This window comes from Micromonospora zamorensis (assembly GCF_900090275.1).
GTDB lineage: Bacteria > Actinomycetota > Actinomycetes > Mycobacteriales > Micromonosporaceae > Micromonospora > Micromonospora zamorensis.
The window spans coordinates 827,744-844,275 of the sequence record NZ_LT607755.1; the positions used below are offsets into that span (position 1 = coordinate 827,744).

The 16,532-nt window shown below is 71.3% G+C and carries 12 protein-coding genes; 8 read left to right on the forward strand and 4 right to left on the reverse strand.

The window, feature by feature from the left end; all coding sequences use genetic code 11:
* Positions 1-512 precede the first annotated feature (512 nt).
* On the reverse strand, positions 513-1,721 hold the full coding sequence (locus GA0070619_RS03780; RefSeq protein ID WP_088946773.1) for a DUF349 domain-containing protein: 1,209 nt from the start codon (positions 1,719-1,721) through the stop codon (positions 513-515).
* Positions 1,722-1,871: 150 nt separating this feature from the next.
* Here GA0070619_RS03780 and GA0070619_RS03785 point away from each other — a divergent pair, with 150 nt between their 5' ends.
* From GA0070619_RS03785 to dapF, 3 genes are read left to right on the forward strand one after another with little or no spacing between them, the layout of a single operon-like run.
* Positions 1,872-2,684, forward strand: coding sequence for a class III extradiol dioxygenase subunit B-like domain-containing protein (locus GA0070619_RS03785; RefSeq protein ID WP_088946774.1), 813 nt, complete (start codon positions 1,872-1,874; stop codon positions 2,682-2,684).
* Positions 2,681-3,616, forward strand: coding sequence for a tRNA (adenosine(37)-N6)-dimethylallyltransferase MiaA (gene miaA / locus GA0070619_RS03790; protein ID WP_088946775.1), 936 nt, complete (start codon positions 2,681-2,683; stop codon positions 3,614-3,616). Before GA0070619_RS03785 ends, miaA begins: the two co-directional genes overlap by 4 nt.
* Before the next feature lie 7 nt (positions 3,617-3,623).
* A complete protein-coding gene (gene dapF, locus GA0070619_RS03795) occupies positions 3,624-4,478 on the forward strand; it encodes a diaminopimelate epimerase (RefSeq protein ID WP_088946776.1) in 855 nt (284 codons plus the stop codon).
* A gap of 67 nt (positions 4,479-4,545) precedes the next feature.
* On the opposite strand, the gene GA0070619_RS03800 is transcribed toward dapF, so the two are convergent.
* Positions 4,546-6,012 carry an NAD-dependent malic enzyme gene (locus GA0070619_RS03800; RefSeq protein WP_088946777.1) on the reverse strand — a complete coding sequence of 489 codons (1,467 nt, stop codon included), beginning with the start codon at positions 6,010-6,012 and terminating at the stop codon, positions 4,546-4,548.
* Positions 6,013-6,195: 183 nt separating this feature from the next.
* On the opposite strand from GA0070619_RS03800, the gene hflX reads away from it, so the two are divergent.
* Positions 6,196-7,650, forward strand: a complete 1,455-nt coding sequence (gene hflX / locus GA0070619_RS03805) for a GTPase HflX (protein WP_088946778.1) — start codon at positions 6,196-6,198, stop codon at positions 7,648-7,650.
* A 49-nt stretch (positions 7,651-7,699) separates the two neighbouring features.
* Positions 7,700-9,427, forward strand: coding sequence for a hypothetical protein (locus GA0070619_RS03810; RefSeq protein WP_088946779.1), 1,728 nt, complete (start codon positions 7,700-7,702; stop codon positions 9,425-9,427).
* A 134-nt stretch (positions 9,428-9,561) separates the two neighbouring features.
* Here the strand turns inward: GA0070619_RS03810 and lexA are convergent, their stop codons facing one another.
* On the reverse strand, positions 9,562-10,350 hold the full coding sequence (lexA, locus tag GA0070619_RS03815; protein WP_088946780.1) for a transcriptional repressor LexA: 789 nt from the start codon (positions 10,348-10,350) through the stop codon (positions 9,562-9,564).
* 539 nt (positions 10,351-10,889) lie between these two features.
* Between lexA and nrdR the strand changes: the two genes are divergently transcribed.
* From nrdR to GA0070619_RS03830, 3 genes are all read left to right on the forward strand, one after another.
* Entirely contained in the window at positions 10,890-11,390 is a 501-nt protein-coding gene (gene nrdR / locus GA0070619_RS03820) for a transcriptional regulator NrdR (protein ID WP_088946781.1), read from the forward strand.
* A gap of 67 nt (positions 11,391-11,457) precedes the next feature.
* Positions 11,458-14,322 (forward strand): vitamin B12-dependent ribonucleotide reductase, encoded by a 2,865-nt coding sequence (locus tag GA0070619_RS03825; protein WP_370453076.1) that lies wholly within the window; start codon positions 11,458-11,460, stop codon positions 14,320-14,322.
* Positions 14,323-14,546: 224 nt separating this feature from the next.
* Complete coding sequence (locus GA0070619_RS03830) at positions 14,547-15,482, forward strand: DUF2332 domain-containing protein (protein ID WP_088946783.1); 936 nt, start codon at positions 14,547-14,549, stop codon at positions 15,480-15,482.
* Positions 15,483-15,496: 14 nt separating this feature from the next.
* On the opposite strand, the gene GA0070619_RS03835 is transcribed toward GA0070619_RS03830, so the two are convergent.
* Positions 15,497-16,438, reverse strand: coding sequence for a MerR family transcriptional regulator (locus GA0070619_RS03835; protein ID WP_088946784.1), 942 nt, complete (start codon positions 16,436-16,438; stop codon positions 15,497-15,499).
* Between the last annotated feature and the right edge of the window lie 94 nt (positions 16,439-16,532).

Here is a 16,532-nt window from a genome sequence, read left to right on the forward strand (position 1 = left end):
CTCCCTCAGGAGTACGCGCACAGCGCGGAACGACCCATGTCACGCGGACGTGGTCACTCGCGTAACGCACACCGACGATCCCCGACGACGTCGTACCGCCGTCAGCGCCCTCGCGTCGATGCCCGACCTGGCTCTGCCGCTCATTCTGATCAGCAGTCTTCAATGCGTCAACCAGCCGTCCGGCTGGCCCCGCCCACCGTCCCGCGCCCGTGTCCCGCGCCGGCCCCGCGCCCCGCGCTCGTCCCCCGCCCCGCGCCCCGGCAAGCCGGCAACTTCAGGGAAACTGCTGCCTCCGGTGGATCTGAGGCAGCAGTTTCGGGGAAGTTGCGAGGATCTTGGGCGAGGCGCGAGGCGCGAGGCGCAGGGCGCGAGGCGCAGGGCGCGAGGCGCAGGGCGCGAGGCGCAGGGCGCGAGGCGCAGGGCGCGAGGCGCGGGGGCCGGCCGCGAAGGCCTTGGACATGCGGGAGCCCCCGGTCCCCTCGCAGGGACCGGGGGCTCCGGAAGACGTCAGCTCAGCCCGCCTGCTCGGCGAGTTGGAGGAACTGCCGCTTGGCGGTGAGCGCCTGTTCGGCTTCCTTGATCCGGCGTGCGTCCCCGGCGCTCTGCGCCCGGGCCAGCCGGTCCTCGGCTTCCGCCACCTGCGCCCGCATCTGGGCGAGCAGCGGGTTGTCCTCCTTGGTGGTGCGGCGCCACGCCGAGTCCATCACGTCGCGGACCTTGTCGTCGATGGCGCGCAGCCGGCGCTCCAGCCCGGCAGCCGCCTCGCGGGGCACCCGGCCGGCCTCGTGCCACTGTGCCTGGATGTCCCGCAGCTTGGCCTGGGCGCCCTTCGGGTCGGCGTCAATGTCCAGCGCCTCGGCCTCGGCGAGCAGGGCCTGCTTGCGCTCCAGGTTGCCGCGCTGCTCGTTGTCCCGGGCGGAGAAGACCTCACTGCGCCGGCTGAAGAAGGCGTCCTGCGCACCCCGGAATCGTTCCCAGAGCTTCTGCTCGGCCTCCTTGGAGGCGCGCGGCGCGGCCTTCCACTGGGTCATCAGATCCTTGAGCTGGTTGGCGGTGGTGGCCCAGTCGGTGGATTCCTGGAGCTTCTCCGCCTCGGCGACCAGCTCCTCCTTGACGGTCTGCGCCTGCTTGCGCTGCGAGTCCAGGGAGGCGAAGTGGGCGCCCCGACGTCGGGTGAAACCGTCCCGGGCGGCGGCGAACCGCTTCCACAGCTCACCGTCGGCCTTCTTGTCGACCCCCCGGATGGTCTTCCACTCGTCGAGGATCTCCTTGAGCCGGTCCCCGGCGGTCTTCCAACCGGTGGACTCGGCAGCCAGCTTCTCGGCCTCCTCGACCAGCGCGGTCTTGCGGGCCAGGGCCTCACCGCGAGCGGCGTCCCGGGCGGCGCGCGCCTCACCGGCCTTCTCCTCGGCGAGGGTCGCCAGCTTGTCCAGGCGAGCGGCCAGGGCGTCGATGTCGCCGACGACGTTGGCCTCGGGGAGCGTGGCGCGGATCCGCCGGATCGTGCTCAGCGAGTGCCCGGCATCCGCCGCACCCGACTTGAGCCGCGCTTCGGTCAGATCCACCTCGGTGACCAGATCGGCGAAGCGGCGCGCGAAGTGTGCCAGACCTTCCTCCGGCGCACCCGCCTGCCAGGATCCGACCACCCGCTCACCCTCGGTGGTCTTGACGTATACGGTGCCGTCCGCGTCCACCCGTCCGAAGGCAGTCCAGTCGCTCATGTGCCCATCCTCGTTCTCCCGGCGTCGAGGGAATGGACCCCCGTCGCCGCCACGGCGCAGCCAAGTTGCTTCCGGCATTGTCACAGGTCTTACCCGGTCCGCGTCGAGCGCCTATCGCCGACCGTGACCATACGGTGTCCTAGGGGCCGAATGACCGGATCGGCGCGGAGACGCACCGGGGATTCCCGCTACGGTGAACGGGTGCCACTGGTCGCCGCCGCTGTCTGCCCGCATCCGCCCCTGCTCGTGCCGGAGGTGGCCGGCTCCGCAACCCCCGAGCTGGACGACCTGCGGACGGCCTGCGACACCGCCGTACGCCGGTTGCTGGCAGCCGACCCGGACCGCGTGGTGCTGCTCGGCACCGGTCCGGTGACCGGGCCGATCCGCCCCCCGGCCACGGGTTCCCTGCAGCCCTGGGGTGTCGACCTGGACGTGCCGCTGGTCCCCGGTCAGCCCGACCGGGGAGCGGTGCTGCCGTTGAGCCTGACCATCGGCGCGTGGCTGCTCGCCCGGCACGACGCGCGACTGCCGCTGACCGCCGCGCCGGCCCACACCGCGCCGGCCTCCGCCGTGCCCGTGTCCGCTGTGCAGGTGGCCGCTGACGCCGGTCTGGCCGAGCTTTCCGCGCTCGCCGACGAGGTGTCCGCCACGGGTGACCGGGTGGCGTTGCTGGTGCTCGGGGACGGGTCGGCCTGCCGGGGAGAGAAGTCACCCGGGTACGACGACCCGCGCGCCCTCCCGTACGACCAGCGGGTTGCCGGGGCGCTGGCCGACGCGGACCTGGACGTCCTGCTCGGCCTCGACCCGGTGGTGTCGGCGGAGCTGAAGGCCGCCGGCCGCGCGCCCTGGCAGGTGCTTGCCAGCGCGGCCCGCGCGGCCGGCGGGGGATGGCGCGGCGAGTTGCTGCACGACGCGGCCCCCTACGGTGTCGCCTACTTCGTGGCGTCCTGGGAGCGGGTGTGACCAGCGACGCGAGGGGCACTGCGGGGGGCACTGTCGTCGCGGTGGTCGGCCCGACCGCGGCGGGCAAGTCGGCGCTGAGCATCGCGTTGGCGCGCGCCCTCGACGGCGAGGTGGTCAACGCCGACTCGATGCAGCTCTACCGCGGTATGGACATCGGCACCGCCAAGTTGACCGTCGCCGAACGGGACGGGGTGCCGCACCACCTGCTGGACATCTGGGACGTCACCGAGCCGGCGAGCGTCGCGGAGTACCAGCGGCTGGCCCGCGCGGCGGTGGACGACATCCTGTCCCGGGGTCGGGTGCCGCTGCTGGTCGGTGGGTCCGGGCTGTACGTGCGGGCGGTGCTGGAGCGTTTCGAGTTCCCCGGCACCGACGCGGTGCTGCGGGAGCGGCTGGAACGCGAGTTGGCCGAGGTCGGCCCCGCGCCGTTGTACGCGCGGCTGCGCGCCGCCGACCCGGTCGCCGCGGACGGCATCCTGCCCGGCAACGGTCGGCGGATCGTCCGGGCCCTGGAGGTGATCGAGCTCACCGGCGCGCCGTTCACCGCCTCTCTGCCGCAGCCGACGCCGTATTACCCGTCGGTGCAGCTCGGCGTCGACCTGGACACCGGGCTGCTGGACGAGCGGATCGCCCTGCGGGTCGACCGGATGTGGGCTGACGGCCTGGTGTCGGAGACCCGCGAACTGGTCGGGCGGGGGCTGCCCGAAGGGCGGACGGCGAGCCGGGCGCTGGGCTACCAGCAGGTGCTGCGCATGCTCGCCGGTGAGCTGACCGAGTCGCAGGCGCACGACGAGACGGTTCGCGCCACCCGGCGTTTCGTCCGCCGGCAGCGGTCGTGGTTCCGGCGTGACCCGCGGATCCACTGGCTGGATTCGGCGACTCCGGACCTGATCGGGGCCGCCCTCCGTCTGGTGCCCGCCGAGACGCGATAATGGGGGCGTGGAGTTCACCAAGGGCCACGGCACCGGCAACGACTTCGTCCTCCTTCCCGACCCGGACGGTCAGCTCGACCTGACCCCGGAGCTGGTCGCGGCGCTCTGCGACCGGCGGCGGGGCATCGGCGCGGACGGCGTGCTGCGGGTGGTCCGCGCGGCCAAGCATCCGGAGGGCGCCGGGCTGGCCGGCGAGGCCGAGTGGTTCATGGACTACTGGAACGCCGACGGTTCGTTCGCCGAGATGTGCGGCAACGGTGCCCGGGTCTTCGTGCGCTACCTGCTCGACACCGGGCTGGCCACGCCCGCCGGCGCGGCGTTGCCGGTGGCCACCCGGGCCGGCGTCGTGCGCGCGCTGGTCGAGGGCGACGTGGTGTCCGTCGAGATGCGCCGCCCCCAGGTGTACGACAGCTCCGCCGCCACCCTCGGCGGGCTGACCCTGACCGGTGCGGTGGTGGACGTCGGCAACCCGCACCTGGTCTGCGTCCTGCCGGCCGGTGTGGAGTTGTCCGCGCTGGACCTGACGACCGCGCCCGGGTTCGACCCGGAGGTCTTCCCGAGCGGGGTGAACGTGGAGTTCATCGTGGCGGGCGACTCGGTCGACGCCACCGACGCGCACAGCCTGATGAGGGTGTACGAGCGTGGCAGCGCCGAGACGTTGTCCTGCGGCACCGGTGCCTGCGCGGTGGGCGCGGTGGCCCTGCGTGACGCCGGCCGGGACACCGGAGTGGTCGCCGTGGACGTGCCCGGTGGCCGCGTGACGGTCACGGTGACGGCGGACTCCTGCTGGCTGTCCGGCCCAGCCGTCCTGGTGGCAACAGGCGAGCTGGACCCCAGCGCCCTGCCCCGCCACCCGGGTTGATCAAGAGGTTTGTGTCAGGAACAACGCGGATCCTGACGCAAACCTCTTGATCAACAGGGGGAGTGCGTCAGGGGGTCGCGCTGGCGTTGGCCGCGATCTCGGGGAGGTCCGACGGGCCGGGGTCGGCTGCCGGAAGTGGGCTGGGGTTGTTCGCGGCGGCGCGGACGGCGGCGGCGACCGCCGGGGCGACCCGGGAGTCGAAGACGCTCGGCACGATCACCGTCGGGTTGATCTTGTCCTCACCGACCACGTCGGCGATGGCCCGGGCGGCCGCGAGGGCCATCTCCTCGGTGAACTCCTCGGCGTGCGCGTCGAGCATGCCGCGGAACACACCGGGGAAGGCGAGCACGTTGTTGATCTGGTTCGGCTGGTCCGAGCGACCGGTGGCGACCACTGCGGCGTGCTTGCGCGCCTCCCGGGGGTCGACCTCCGGGTCCGGGTTGGCGAGCGCGAAGACGATCGAGTCCTTCGCCATCTGGGCGATGTCGTCGCCGGTGAGCAGGTTCGGCGCGCTCACCCCGATGAACACGTCGGCACCCCGGATCGCACCCGGCAGGTCGCCCGAGTAGTTCTCCTTGTTGGTGTTCTCCGCCAGCCACTGCCACGCCGAGTTGAGCCCGGTCAGCCCGCGGTGCAGGGCGCCCTCCCGGTCGTACGCGATGATGTCGCCGACGCCCTGGCGCAGCAGCAGCTTCATGATCGCGGTGCCGGCCGCGCCGGCGCCCGAGACGACCACGCGGACGTCCTCGAGCCGCTTGCCGACCACCCGCAGCGCGTTGGTCAGCGCGGCCAGCACGCAGATCGCGGTGCCGTGCTGGTCGTCGTGGAAGACCGGGATGTCCAGCGCCTCGCGCAGCCGGGCCTCGATCTCGAAGCAGCGCGGCGCGGCGATGTCCTCCAGGTTGATCCCGCCGTACGCGGGCGCGATCGCCTTGACGATCTGCACGATCTCGTCGGTGTCCTGGGTGTCCAGCACCACCGGCCAGGCATCCACCCCGCCGAAGCGCTTGAACAGCGCCGCCTTGCCCTCCATCACCGGCAGCGACGCGGCCGGGCCCAGGTTGCCCAGGCCGAGCACCGCCGAGCCGTCGCTGACCACCGCGACGGTGTTGCGCTTGATGGTCAGCCGCCGGGCGTCCGCCGGGTTCTCGGCGATCGCCATGCAGACCCGGGCCACCCCAGGGGTGTACGCCCGGGACAGCTCGTCACGGTTGCGCAGCGCGACCTTCGAGGTCACCTCGATCTTGCCGCCGAGGTGCAGGAGGAACGTCCGGTCCGACACCTTGCGGACGTCCACGCCGTCCAGCGCGGTCAACGCGTCGACCACCTGATCGGCGTGGCCGGCGTCGGCGGTGTCGCAGGTCAGGTCGACGATCACGTGGGTCGGGTCCGAGTCCACCACGTCCAGCGCCGTGACGATCGCCCCGGCCTCGCCGACCGAGGTGGTGAGCCGGCCGATCGAGGAGGCGTCCGCGGTTACGGCGATCCGGATGGTGATTGAAAATCCGGCGCTCGGCAGTCGGGTGATGGCCACGGGATCCCTCCGTCACGGCTGTGCGGCCAGTCGGCCGCCGCCCGCATTTCTACCGGGTTGTCGAGTCCGACCAGCATTCGCCCCCACTTTTGGCGACCTTCACCATGGGCATATAGCAGGTGCGTTCGGCGTTGTGTCATGTCAGGATTACGTTCTACTTATCAAAACGGACAGGAGAACCGCTTGCGAGACCAGGAGAGCTTTGTCCCCGTCGAGGACGAGCTCGACGACGTCACCACCGGCGAGATGGAGCTGTCGGAGCGGCAGTCCCTGCGACGCGTCCCGGGCCTGTCAACCGAGCTCACCGACGTCACCGAGGTGGAATACCGCCAGCTGCGGCTGGAGCGGGTCGTCCTGGTGGGCGTCTGGACCGAGGGCACGATCGCCGACGCGGAAAATTCGCTGACCGAGCTTGCCGCGCTGGCCGAGACGGCCGGTTCGCAGGTGCTCGAAGGGCTCATTCAGCGTCGCACACGACCCGACCCGGCGACGTACATTGGCCGCGGCAAGGTCGACGACCTCGGCGCGGTGGTGCTTTCCACCGGCGCCGACACGGTCATCTGCGACGGTGAGCTGTCGCCGTCGCAGCTGCGCAACCTGGAGCAGCGCACCAAGGTCAAGGTTGTCGACCGGACGGCGCTGATCCTCGACATCTTCGCCCAGCACGCCAAGAGCAAGGAAGGTAAGGCGCAGGTCGAGCTGGCCCAGCTCCAATACCTGCTGCCCCGACTGCGCGGTTGGGGTGAGACGCTCTCCCGGCAGACCGGTGGTTCCGGCCGGGGCGGCGGCGCCGGTGGCGGTGTGGGTGTGCGTGGTCCCGGTGAAACCAAGCTGGAGACCGACCGGCGGCGTATCCGCCACCGCATCTCCCGGCTGCGCCGTGAGATCAAGAACATGCGGACGGTACGCGTCACCAAGCGTGCCCGACGCACCCGCAACTCGATCCCCGCCGTGGCCATCGCCGGCTACACCAACGCCGGCAAGTCGAGCCTGCTCAACCGGCTGACGGACGCGGGTGTGCTGGTGGAGAACGCGCTGTTCGCGACGTTGGACCCGACCACCCGTAAGGCCACCGCCTCGGACGGGCGGATCTACACGCTCTCCGACACGGTCGGCTTCGTCCGGCACCTCCCGCACCAGATCGTCGAGGCGTTCCGCTCGACGCTTGAGGAGGTCGCGGAGGCGGATCTGGTGGTGCACGTCGTCGACGGCACCCACCCGGATCCGGAGGAGCAGGTCCGGGCGGTGCACGAGGTGCTCGCCGAGGTGAGCGCCGACCGGCTCCCCGAGCTGCTGGTGGTCAACAAGACCGACGCCGCCGACGAGGACACTCTGCTGCGGCTCAAGCGGCTCTGGCCGGACGCGATCTTCGTATCGGCGTACTCCGGCAGGGGCATCGAGGACCTGCGCTCGGCGATCGAGGACCGGCTGCCGCAGCCGGCCGTCGAGGTCCGGGCGGTCCTGCCGTACGACCGGGGTGACCTGGTGTCCCGGGTGCACCGCACCGGTGAGGTGCTCAGCACGTCGCACCTGCCGGAGGGCACCCTGCTGCACGTCCGCGTCAGTGCGGAGCTGGCTGCGGAGCTGGCGCCGTTCGACGTCGCGCGGCAGGGCCAGGCGGCCGGCACCCGGTCCTGAGCCCCACGGCGTCATCCACCTGAAACGCGTGGCATGCGACACTGGCCGAATGCGCCGCGTTGTTTCCTCGGTCACGGTTGCCCTCGGCCTGCTCGGGGCAACCGTGGCGCTCGCCGGAGTCGCCGCTGCGGCCCCCGCGCCCGTGTCGTCGGGGCTGTCCGCTGCCGCTCCCGGTCAGAAGCGGTGCACGATCGTCGACGAGCGCCTGCGAGAGCTGTCCGGGCTGGTCGCGACCAAGAGCGGTTACATCGTCATCAACGATGGCACCGAGGTCCCGGCACGCAAGCGGGTCTTCTTCCTCGACAGCAAGTGCAAGATCTCGAAGGAGCCGGTCCGGTACTCCGGGCAGGGCCCCTTCGACACCGAGGATCTGGCTCTCTCCAAGGACGGCAGCACCCTCTGGATCGCCGACATCGGCGACAACGCCGACTCGAAGGAGCGCCGCAGCCGCATCGCGCTCTGGTCGATGCCGGTCACCGGCACCAAGCAGCCGACGCTGCACCGGCTCGCGTACCCGGAGGCCAAACCGCGCGACGCCGAGGCGTTGCTCATCGGCGACGACGGTAAGCCGCTCATCATCACGAAGGTGACCAGCGGCAAGGCCGAGATCTACACCCCGACGGCGGCCCTGAAGAGCGGCGACACCGACCCGGTGCCGATGAGCAGGGCCGGCGAGATCGAGCTGCCCAAGACGCAGACGGAGAACCCGCTCAACACGTTCGGTCGGATCGCCATCACCGGCGCGGCCCGGTCCCCGGACGGCTCCCGGGTGGTCCTGCGCACCTACGCGGACGCCTTCGAGTACGACGTGAGCGGCGGCGACATCGTCGGCGCGCTCACCACCGGCAAGCCCCGGGTGACGGCGTTGGCCGACCCGTTCGGCGAGGCCATCAGCTACACGCCGGACGGGAAGTCGTTCCTGACCGTCTCCGACGCGGCCCGCTTCGCCGAGGACGAGCCCCTCGACATCCTCAGCTACACACCGTCCACCTCGACAGCGGTGCCACTCGCAGCGGCCGGCGGTGCCAAGCCGGCCGCGGCGAAGTCGTGGACCGACGGTCTGAGCCTCGACGACATCACCTACCTGGTCGGCGCCGTCGGGTTGATCGGCCTCCTGTTGGTCGGCGCCGGGATCATCGGCATCGTCCGGGCCCGCCGACGGCCGCCGGCCGCAGACGGGCCCGACTCGCCGGATCCGGATGGTGAGCCGTCAGGCCCACGTGCCGGTCGTGCCGCCGACGGGCCCGCGGGGCCCACCGGCCGGAAGAGCGGTGTCTACGGTGGTGGCGCGCCAGCGGGTGGCGCGGTCTACGGCGGTGCCGCGGGTCGCGGCGGCCCGGCCCCGGCGGGTGGTGCGGTGTACGGCGGCGGTGGTCGCCCGGCCGTCGCCGACGGTGGCTACGGCACGCCACGGCCGGAAGCCGGCAGCGGCGTGTACGGCGGAGGTCGTCCCCCAGCCGGCGGAGGTCGTCCCCCGGTCAGTGGTGGCGCTCGTCCTCCGGCCAGTGGTGGCGGTCGCCCCCCGGCTGCTGGTGGCGGTCGCCCACAGGGTGCTGGCGGTCGTCCGCAGAGTGGGGGCGGTCGTCCTGGCGGCGGTGTGTACGGCGATGGCGGCGGCCAGCCCGGCGCCGGTCGGGCGGAGCCGCCCCGGCGCGGTGGGCAGGAACCCGACCAGCGGGGCCAGCGGCCCGGCCGCCGGCGTGACGACGACGGGCCCGTCGATCCGTACGGGCAGTATCCCGGGGGCGGCCGCGGCTATCGGGGCGACCGCTACTGATGAGCGTCGCCGCGCTCACGCGCCCCTGAACAACCAACGCGGGTAGCGCGCGCGCCTGAACAGCGGGCGTGGGTGGGCCGCGCTTCTGAACAGCGGGCGCGGGTGGGCGCCGTGGGCACCCACCCGCCGGCCGCTCAGATTCGGCGCAGGACCGCCACGACCCGGCCCATGATGGTGGCGTCGTCACCGGGGATCGGGTCGAAGGCCGGGTTCTGCGGCATCAGCCAGACGTGCCCGTCGCGCCGTCGGTAGGTCTTCACGGTCGCCTCGCCGTCAAGCATGGCGGCCACGATCTCGCCGGAGTCGGCGGTCGGCTGCTGCCGGACGACGACCCAGTCGCCGTCGCAGATCGCCGCGTCGAGCATCGAGTCGCCCTTGACCTGGAGCATGAAGACTTCGCCCTCGCCCACCAGCTCGCGGGGGAGCGGGAAGATGTCCTCCACGGCCTGCTCGGCGAGGATTGGCCCACCGGCGGCGATCCGACCGAGCATCGGCACGTACGCCGGGGTCGGCCGCTGCGCCCGGGACAGCTCGTCGTCGATGGCCTCGCTGGGAGCACGGACGTCCACCGCGCGCGGCCGATTCGGGTCGCGGCGCAGGAAGCCCTTCTTCTCCAGCTCCTTGAGCTGGTAGGCGACGCTGGACGGCGACACCAGGCCGACGGCCTCGCCGATCTCGCGGACGCTCGGCGGGTAGCCGTGCCGCTCGACCCAGGTGCGGATGAACTCCAGGATGCGACGCTGGCGAGCGGTCAGGTCGATCGTCGCCGGGTCGGGGAAGGCGCTGACCACCGGGGTGACCTGGCGCACGGCGGGCTGACCCGTCCGGCTGCGCGCGGCGCTGCGGCGTCGGGTGGTGGCCGGCGGGCCCGCCTCGGTGATCTGCTGCGGGCTCTTCGGCCGGCTGGCCCGGTCCTCGGTCACGTCCGTCCTCCCTGGTCGGCGCTGGGTGCCTCGTCGGCTCGTGGTGCGTGCGGTGGTGCCACGTTGTTCATGACCGTATAGGTGAGATCGGTCATTTTCAAACATCTGTACGACCTCTCACCGGCGTGTCGGGGTGAAAAAGCGCTCCGGTCGTACGGATGTTCTGATAAATGGTACGTCAGGTAGCACTGGTGTTCGATCATCGGCCGTTTTCCCTGTCACTCTGGCCCGCTGGCCGGTAACCCGGGCGGGGCGTTCGCGTTGGGTCTTCGGGCGTGCCGATGGTCGTGGATGACCGGATGGTCCGTGACGCGCCGGACACGCCGGTCAACTTGACCCGGCTTCCCCAGCGACATACGGTCAACCCCTAGATGTAGTAGTGACACGGGCGTAAGTTGCCCACAGGTTGGGTCCGACTACCGACCGCACTCCCGTAACGTCGATCACGGCGGGCGCCCACCGAGGGTGGCGCCGCCGTGGTGAGTCGTGCCCGGGACTGTCCGGTGTGGGCGCAGTTGATCATTTTTAGGAGGTGGGCGATGCGGTGTCCGTACTGCCGGCACGCTGACTCCCGGGTGGTCGACTCGCGGGAGGCCGACGACGGCCAGCTCATCCGACGGCGGCGTTCCTGCCCGGAATGCGGCAAGCGGTTCACCACCGTCGAGGAGGCGGTCCTCGCTGTCGTCAAGCGCAGCGGGGTGACCGAGCCGTTCAGTCGTACGAAGATCATCGGCGGGGTGCGCAAGGCGTGCCAGGGCCGGCCGGTGGACGACGACTCACTCGCGCTGCTCGCGCAGCGGGTGGAGGAGACGGTCCGGGCCAAGGGGGCCGCCGAGATCCCCAGCCACGACGTGGGCCTGGCGATCCTGGGCCCACTGCGCGACCTGGACGAAATCGCCTACCTGCGGTTCGCCAGCGTCTACCGCTCCTTCGACTCACTCGCCGACTTCGAGCGCGAGATCGAGACGTTGCGGGCCGCGGCGCGCGCCCGGGGGCAGGGCAGGGCCGATGCGGTTGAGGCCGCCGGCCGTACCAGCTGAATCTTCACAGTTTTTCAAGAGATTGGGACGCGCGGTGGGTGACCGCGCAGACGAGGGGGGCGACGGCGTGACAACTAGCCGTTCACGAAACAAGGCAGGCGCGGGGCTGAAGATCGAGCGGGTGTGGACGACCGAGGGGGTCCACCCGTACGACGAGGCCACCTGGGAGCGCCGCGACGTCGTGATGACGAACTGGCGGGACGGCTCGATCAACTTCGAGCAGCGGGGGGTCGAGTTCCCGCAGTCGTGGAGCGTCAACGCGGCCAACATCGTGACCACCAAGTACTTCCGGGGCGCGGTGGGGACCCCGGAGCGGGAGTGGTCGCTCAAGCAGCTGATCGACCGGGTGGTCACCACCTACCGCACCGCGGGCGAGGAGTACGGCTACTTCGCCAGCCCGGCCGACGCCGAGATCTTCGACCACGAGCTGACCTGGATGCTGCTGCACCAGGTGTTCAGCTTCAACTCGCCGGTCTGGTTCAACGTCGGCACGCCGTCGCCGCAGCAGGTCAGCGCCTGTTTCATCCTGGCCGTCGACGACTCGATGGACTCGATCCTCGACTGGTACAAGGAGGAGGGGCTGATCTTCAAGGGCGGCTCCGGCTCCGGGGTCAACCTGTCGCGGATCCGCTCGTCGCGTGAGCTGCTCTCCTCCGGCGGCACCGCCTCGGGCCCGGTCAGCTTCATGCGGGGCGCCGACGCCTCCGCCGGCACCATCAAGTCCGGCGGCGCGACCCGCCGGGCGGCCAAGATGGTCATCCTCGACGTGGACCACCCGGACATCGAGGAGTTCGTGGTCACGAAGGCGCGCGAGGAGCACAAGATCCGCGCCCTGCGCGACGCCGGGTTCGACATGGACCTCGGCGGCTCCGACATCGTCAGCGTGCAGTACCAGAACGCCAACAACTCGGTCCGGGTCTCCGACGAGTTCATGTCGGCGGTGGAGACCGGCGGCGGCTTCGACCTGCGCGGTCGGCTGGACGGCTCGGTGATCGACACCGTCGACGCAAAGAAGCTGTTCCGCACCATCTCCCAGGCCGCCTGGGAGTGCGCCGACCCGGGCCTGCAGTACGACGACACGATCAACGACTGGCACACCTGCCCGGAGACCGGGCGGATCACCGCGTCGAACCCGTGCTCGGAGTACCTGCACCTGGACAACTCCTCGTGCAACCTGGCCTCGCTCAACCTGATGAAGTTCCTCCGCGCCGACGGTGGCTTCGAGGTGGAGAAGTTCGTCAAGTCCGTCGAGTTCGTCATCACCGCGATGGACATCTCGATCTGCTTCGCGGACTTCCCGACCGAGAAGATCGGTGAGACCTCCCGCGCCTACCGGCAGCTCGGCATCGGCTACGCCAACCTCGGCGCCCTGCTGATGGCCACCGGCCTGCCGTACGACTCGGACCAGGGCCGCTCGGTCGCCGCGTCGATCACGTCGCTGATGACCGGCACCGCCTACCGCCGTTCCGCCGAGTTGGCCGGCGTCGTCGGCCCGTACGACGGCTACGCCCGCAACGCCGAGCCGCACAAGCGGGTCATGCGCAAGCACGCCGCGGCCAACGACGAGATCAAGCCGACCAGCCCGGTGGCCACCGCGATCGTCCGTGAGGCGACCAAGCAGTGGACCCAGGGCAACAAGATCGGTGACAAGTTCGGTTGGCGCAACGCGCAGGCGAGTGTCCTCGCCCCGACCGGCACGATCGGCTTCATGATGGACTGCGACACGACCGGCGTTGAGCCGGACCTGGCGCTGGTCAAGTTCAAGAAGCTGGTCGGCGGCGGCTCGATGCAGATCGTCAACCAGACGGTTCCGCGCGCCCTGCGCAGCCTCGGGTACCCCGAGGAGCAGGTCGAAGCGATCGTCGAGCACATCGCCGACCACGGCCACGTGGTGGACGCCCCCGGCCTCAAGCCGGAGCACTACCCGGTCTTCGATTGCGCCATGGGGGAGCGGACGATCGCCCCGATGGGTCACGTGCGGATGATGGCGGCCATCCAGCCGTTCGTCTCCGGCGCGATCTCCAAGACGGTCAACATGCCGGAGGCGGCCACCGTCGAGGACGTCGAGAAGATCTACTTCGAGGGCTGGAAGCTCGGCCTCAAGGCGCTGGCGATCTACCGGGACAACTGCAAGGTCGGTCAGCCGCTCTCGGTCGCGAAGTCCAACAAGGCCACCGAGCCGGCCGCCGTCGAGGCCGCGCCGGTCGCGGTGGAGAAGGTCATCGAGTACCGGCCGGTGCGTAAGCGCCTGCCGAAGAAGCGCCCGTCCGAGACGGTCAGCTTCTCCGTCGGAGGCGCCGAGGGCTACCTCACCGCGTCGTCCTACCCGGACGACGGCCTCGGCGAGGTCTTCCTCAAGATGTCCAAGCAGGGCTCGACCCTGGCCGGGGTGATGGACGCCTTCTCGGTGGCCATCAGCATCGGTCTGCAGTACGGCGTGCCGCTGGAGACGTTCGTCAGCAAGTTCACCAACATGCGCTTCGAGCCGGCCGGCATGACCGACGACCCGGACGTGCGGATGGCGGCCTCGGTGATGGACTACATCTTCCGTCGCCTGGCGCTGGACTTCCTGCCCTACGAGCGCCGCGCCGAGCTGGGCATCTTCACCGCTTCGGAGCGGGCCGCCCAACTGCGGGCCGAGGCCGACGCGGAGGCCGCCGGCGTCACCGGTGCCGAGCTCACCGCGATGGCGTCCTCGGCGCCCGTGGAGGCCCCGGCCAAGTCGGAGGCCGTCGCGCAGCCGGCCCAGGAGATGGCCGACGTGGCCGCCGCCAAGCCGGCGCCGAGTGTGGGTTCCAGCACCGAACTGCTGGAGGCCGTGATCGGCAAGGCCGCCGACGCACCGCTCTGCTTCACCTGCGGCACGAAGATGCGCCCGGCCGGCAGCTGCTATGTCTGCGAGGGCTGCGGTTCCACCAGCGGCTGCAGCTGACGTACGAACGCGAGATCCGCGAGCGCGGCAGGGATCCCCTGCCGCGCTCGCGGCGTTTTTTGATCGACTCGCGTTCCAGGAAACCGGTGCATCAACCTCGCCAGGACACCCCGACTTCACGAAACCCGAGTCGATCATGCGGCCGCAGCACTCCAGGAGGCGGGTGAGGCAGCGCACAGGAATGGGGGCTGAATTGCCGAGGAACGGGCTGCGACGATGAGGGCATGACGACCGCCGAGGCGTACGCGGAGTTCGGCAGGCGTGAGGCGCGCGGGGTGTCGCCCACCTATGAGCGTCTGTCGCATGCCGTCGCCGACGACGATGCCCTGCTCGCCCTGCTGGATGCGCTTCCGCCGGCCAAGCGGCAGCCCAACCTGTTGTTCAGTGTCGTCCGCTGGCTCGGCGGCCCGGTCGACGACAGGGCCGCCTTTCACGATTTCACTGTGACGCACTGGCCCGCCGTCAAGGCGGAGCTGCTCACCCGGGCCACCCAGACGAACGAGAGCGGCCGGTGTGCGGTCCTGCTGCCGGTGCTCGCCGCGCTGCCGCAACCCCTCGCCCTGCTGGAGGTCGGCGCGTCCGCCGGGCTCTGCCTCTACCCCGACCGGTACGCGTACCGCTACGGCGAGCACCAGGTCGGCTCCGGCGAGCCGGTCCTGGAGTGCGCGGCCAACGGTCTGGTGCCGCCGACCCGCGTACCCCAGGTGGTGTGGCGGGCCGGCCTGGACCTCAACCCTCTCGACGTGACCGACCCCGGCGACGTGTCCTGGTTGGACGCGTTGATCTGGCCGGAGCACGCGCACCGGCGGGCCCGGCTGCGCGCCGCTGCGGCGGTCGCCGCGGCCGACCCGCCGCTGCTGCTCCGCGGCGATCTGGTGGACGACCTGCCGGCGCTGGCCGCCCGGGCACCGGCCGACGCGACGCTGGTGGTCTTCCACACGTCAGTGCTCTACCAGGTGCCGCCGCCGCGCCGGGAGGAGTTCGTCCGGCTGGTCCGTGAGCTGCCCGGTCACTGGATCGCGAACGAGGCCCCGGAGGTGCTGCGGCACGACGGGCTGCCCGACCCGCCCGACGATGCCATGCACAACGTCCTCGCGTTGGACGGCAGGCCGTTGGCCTGGGCCCGGGGCCACGGCCAGGCGATGACCTGGTTCGGGTGACGCCGTGAGTCGGCTCAGCGGGCCGGTTCGGGCATCCGGGCGCGTAGGGCCTGGATGAACCACTCCGCCGCCGGGGCGACCGCGTCGCCGGTCGACCAGCCGTTGAGCACCGACAACAGGTCGACATAGCGGTCCCGGCGGGGATCGTTCGCCACGGTCAGTCGGTCGAGCAGCCGCTGGCGCAGGTCGGCGTCGTCCGGGCGCCCCCGCAGACGCGCGTACCGGTCGATGACCCTCGCGACCACGGCATCCGCCTCGGGAGCGGTCGGATCGAGACCGGCCGCCAGGGCGGGGGCCACCGCGTCCCGAACCACCGCGACGGCGTCCGGGCGGGGCAGTCCCGGGACGTCGTGGTCGGCGGCGTGCTGGCGCGCCAACCGTCGCATGCTCGCCAGGAAACTGGCGTCCTGGCACAGCTCGGCCAGCTCCAGCCACGCCTCGACCTGCTCGGTGCTGGGCTCGTCGGGCAGGCTCGGTGTCATCGACACGACGACACCGGGCGAGGTGGGCTGGTCGCGCAGACCAGCGAAGACGGTGTTCAGGAAGTCACCCACCAGGTGCCCCCGCTCGCGCGTGGTGAGCTGGGCCAGGCGGTGCAGGTCGTCCACCTCCGCCGGGCCCGCCCCGCGCCTCGCCGCGACGGTGAGCACCGCCTGGCGCAGCCGCAGCACCCGGATCTGCACCGCCAACGCCTCGGCGTGCGCGGCGGCCACCTCGGGCAGGGTCACCTCGCGGTTCACCACGCGACGAACGGTGGCCAGGTCCACGCCCAGCTCGCGCAGGGTGCGGACCAGTTCCAGTCGGGCGACCGCCTCGGCGTCGAACAGGCGGTAGCCGGCGGGGCTCCGGTCGGTGGGCGGCACGATTCCCCGGTCGGCGTAGTACCGGATCGTCTTGACGCTCAGGCCGGTTCGCCCGGCCAGGTCGCCGATCGTGTACAGCGGTTTCCCGTTCATGTCCCCACCCTGCTGTCTCCCCCCGCTGGAGACTCAACCCGACACCGGCGACAGGCGCATTCGACTCGCTCAGACCCCTCCCTGGCACTGTTGT

Coding starts and splice junctions, on each gene's coding strand:
- GA0070619_RS03780 (WP_088946773.1), bottom strand. CDS start 1,721: ATGAGCGACTGGACTGCCTTCGGACGGGTGGACGCGGACGGCACCGTA.
- GA0070619_RS03785 (WP_088946774.1), top strand. CDS start 1,872: ATGACCGGATCGGCGCGGAGACGCACCGGGGATTCCCGCTACGGTGAA.
- GA0070619_RS03810 (WP_088946779.1), top strand. CDS start 7,700: ATGCGCCGCGTTGTTTCCTCGGTCACGGTTGCCCTCGGCCTGCTCGGG.
- nrdR (WP_088946781.1), top strand. CDS start 10,890: ATGCGGTGTCCGTACTGCCGGCACGCTGACTCCCGGGTGGTCGACTCG.
- GA0070619_RS03830 (WP_088946783.1), top strand. CDS start 14,547: ATGACGACCGCCGAGGCGTACGCGGAGTTCGGCAGGCGTGAGGCGCGC.
- GA0070619_RS03835 (WP_088946784.1), bottom strand. CDS start 16,438: ATGAACGGGAAACCGCTGTACACGATCGGCGACCTGGCCGGGCGAACC.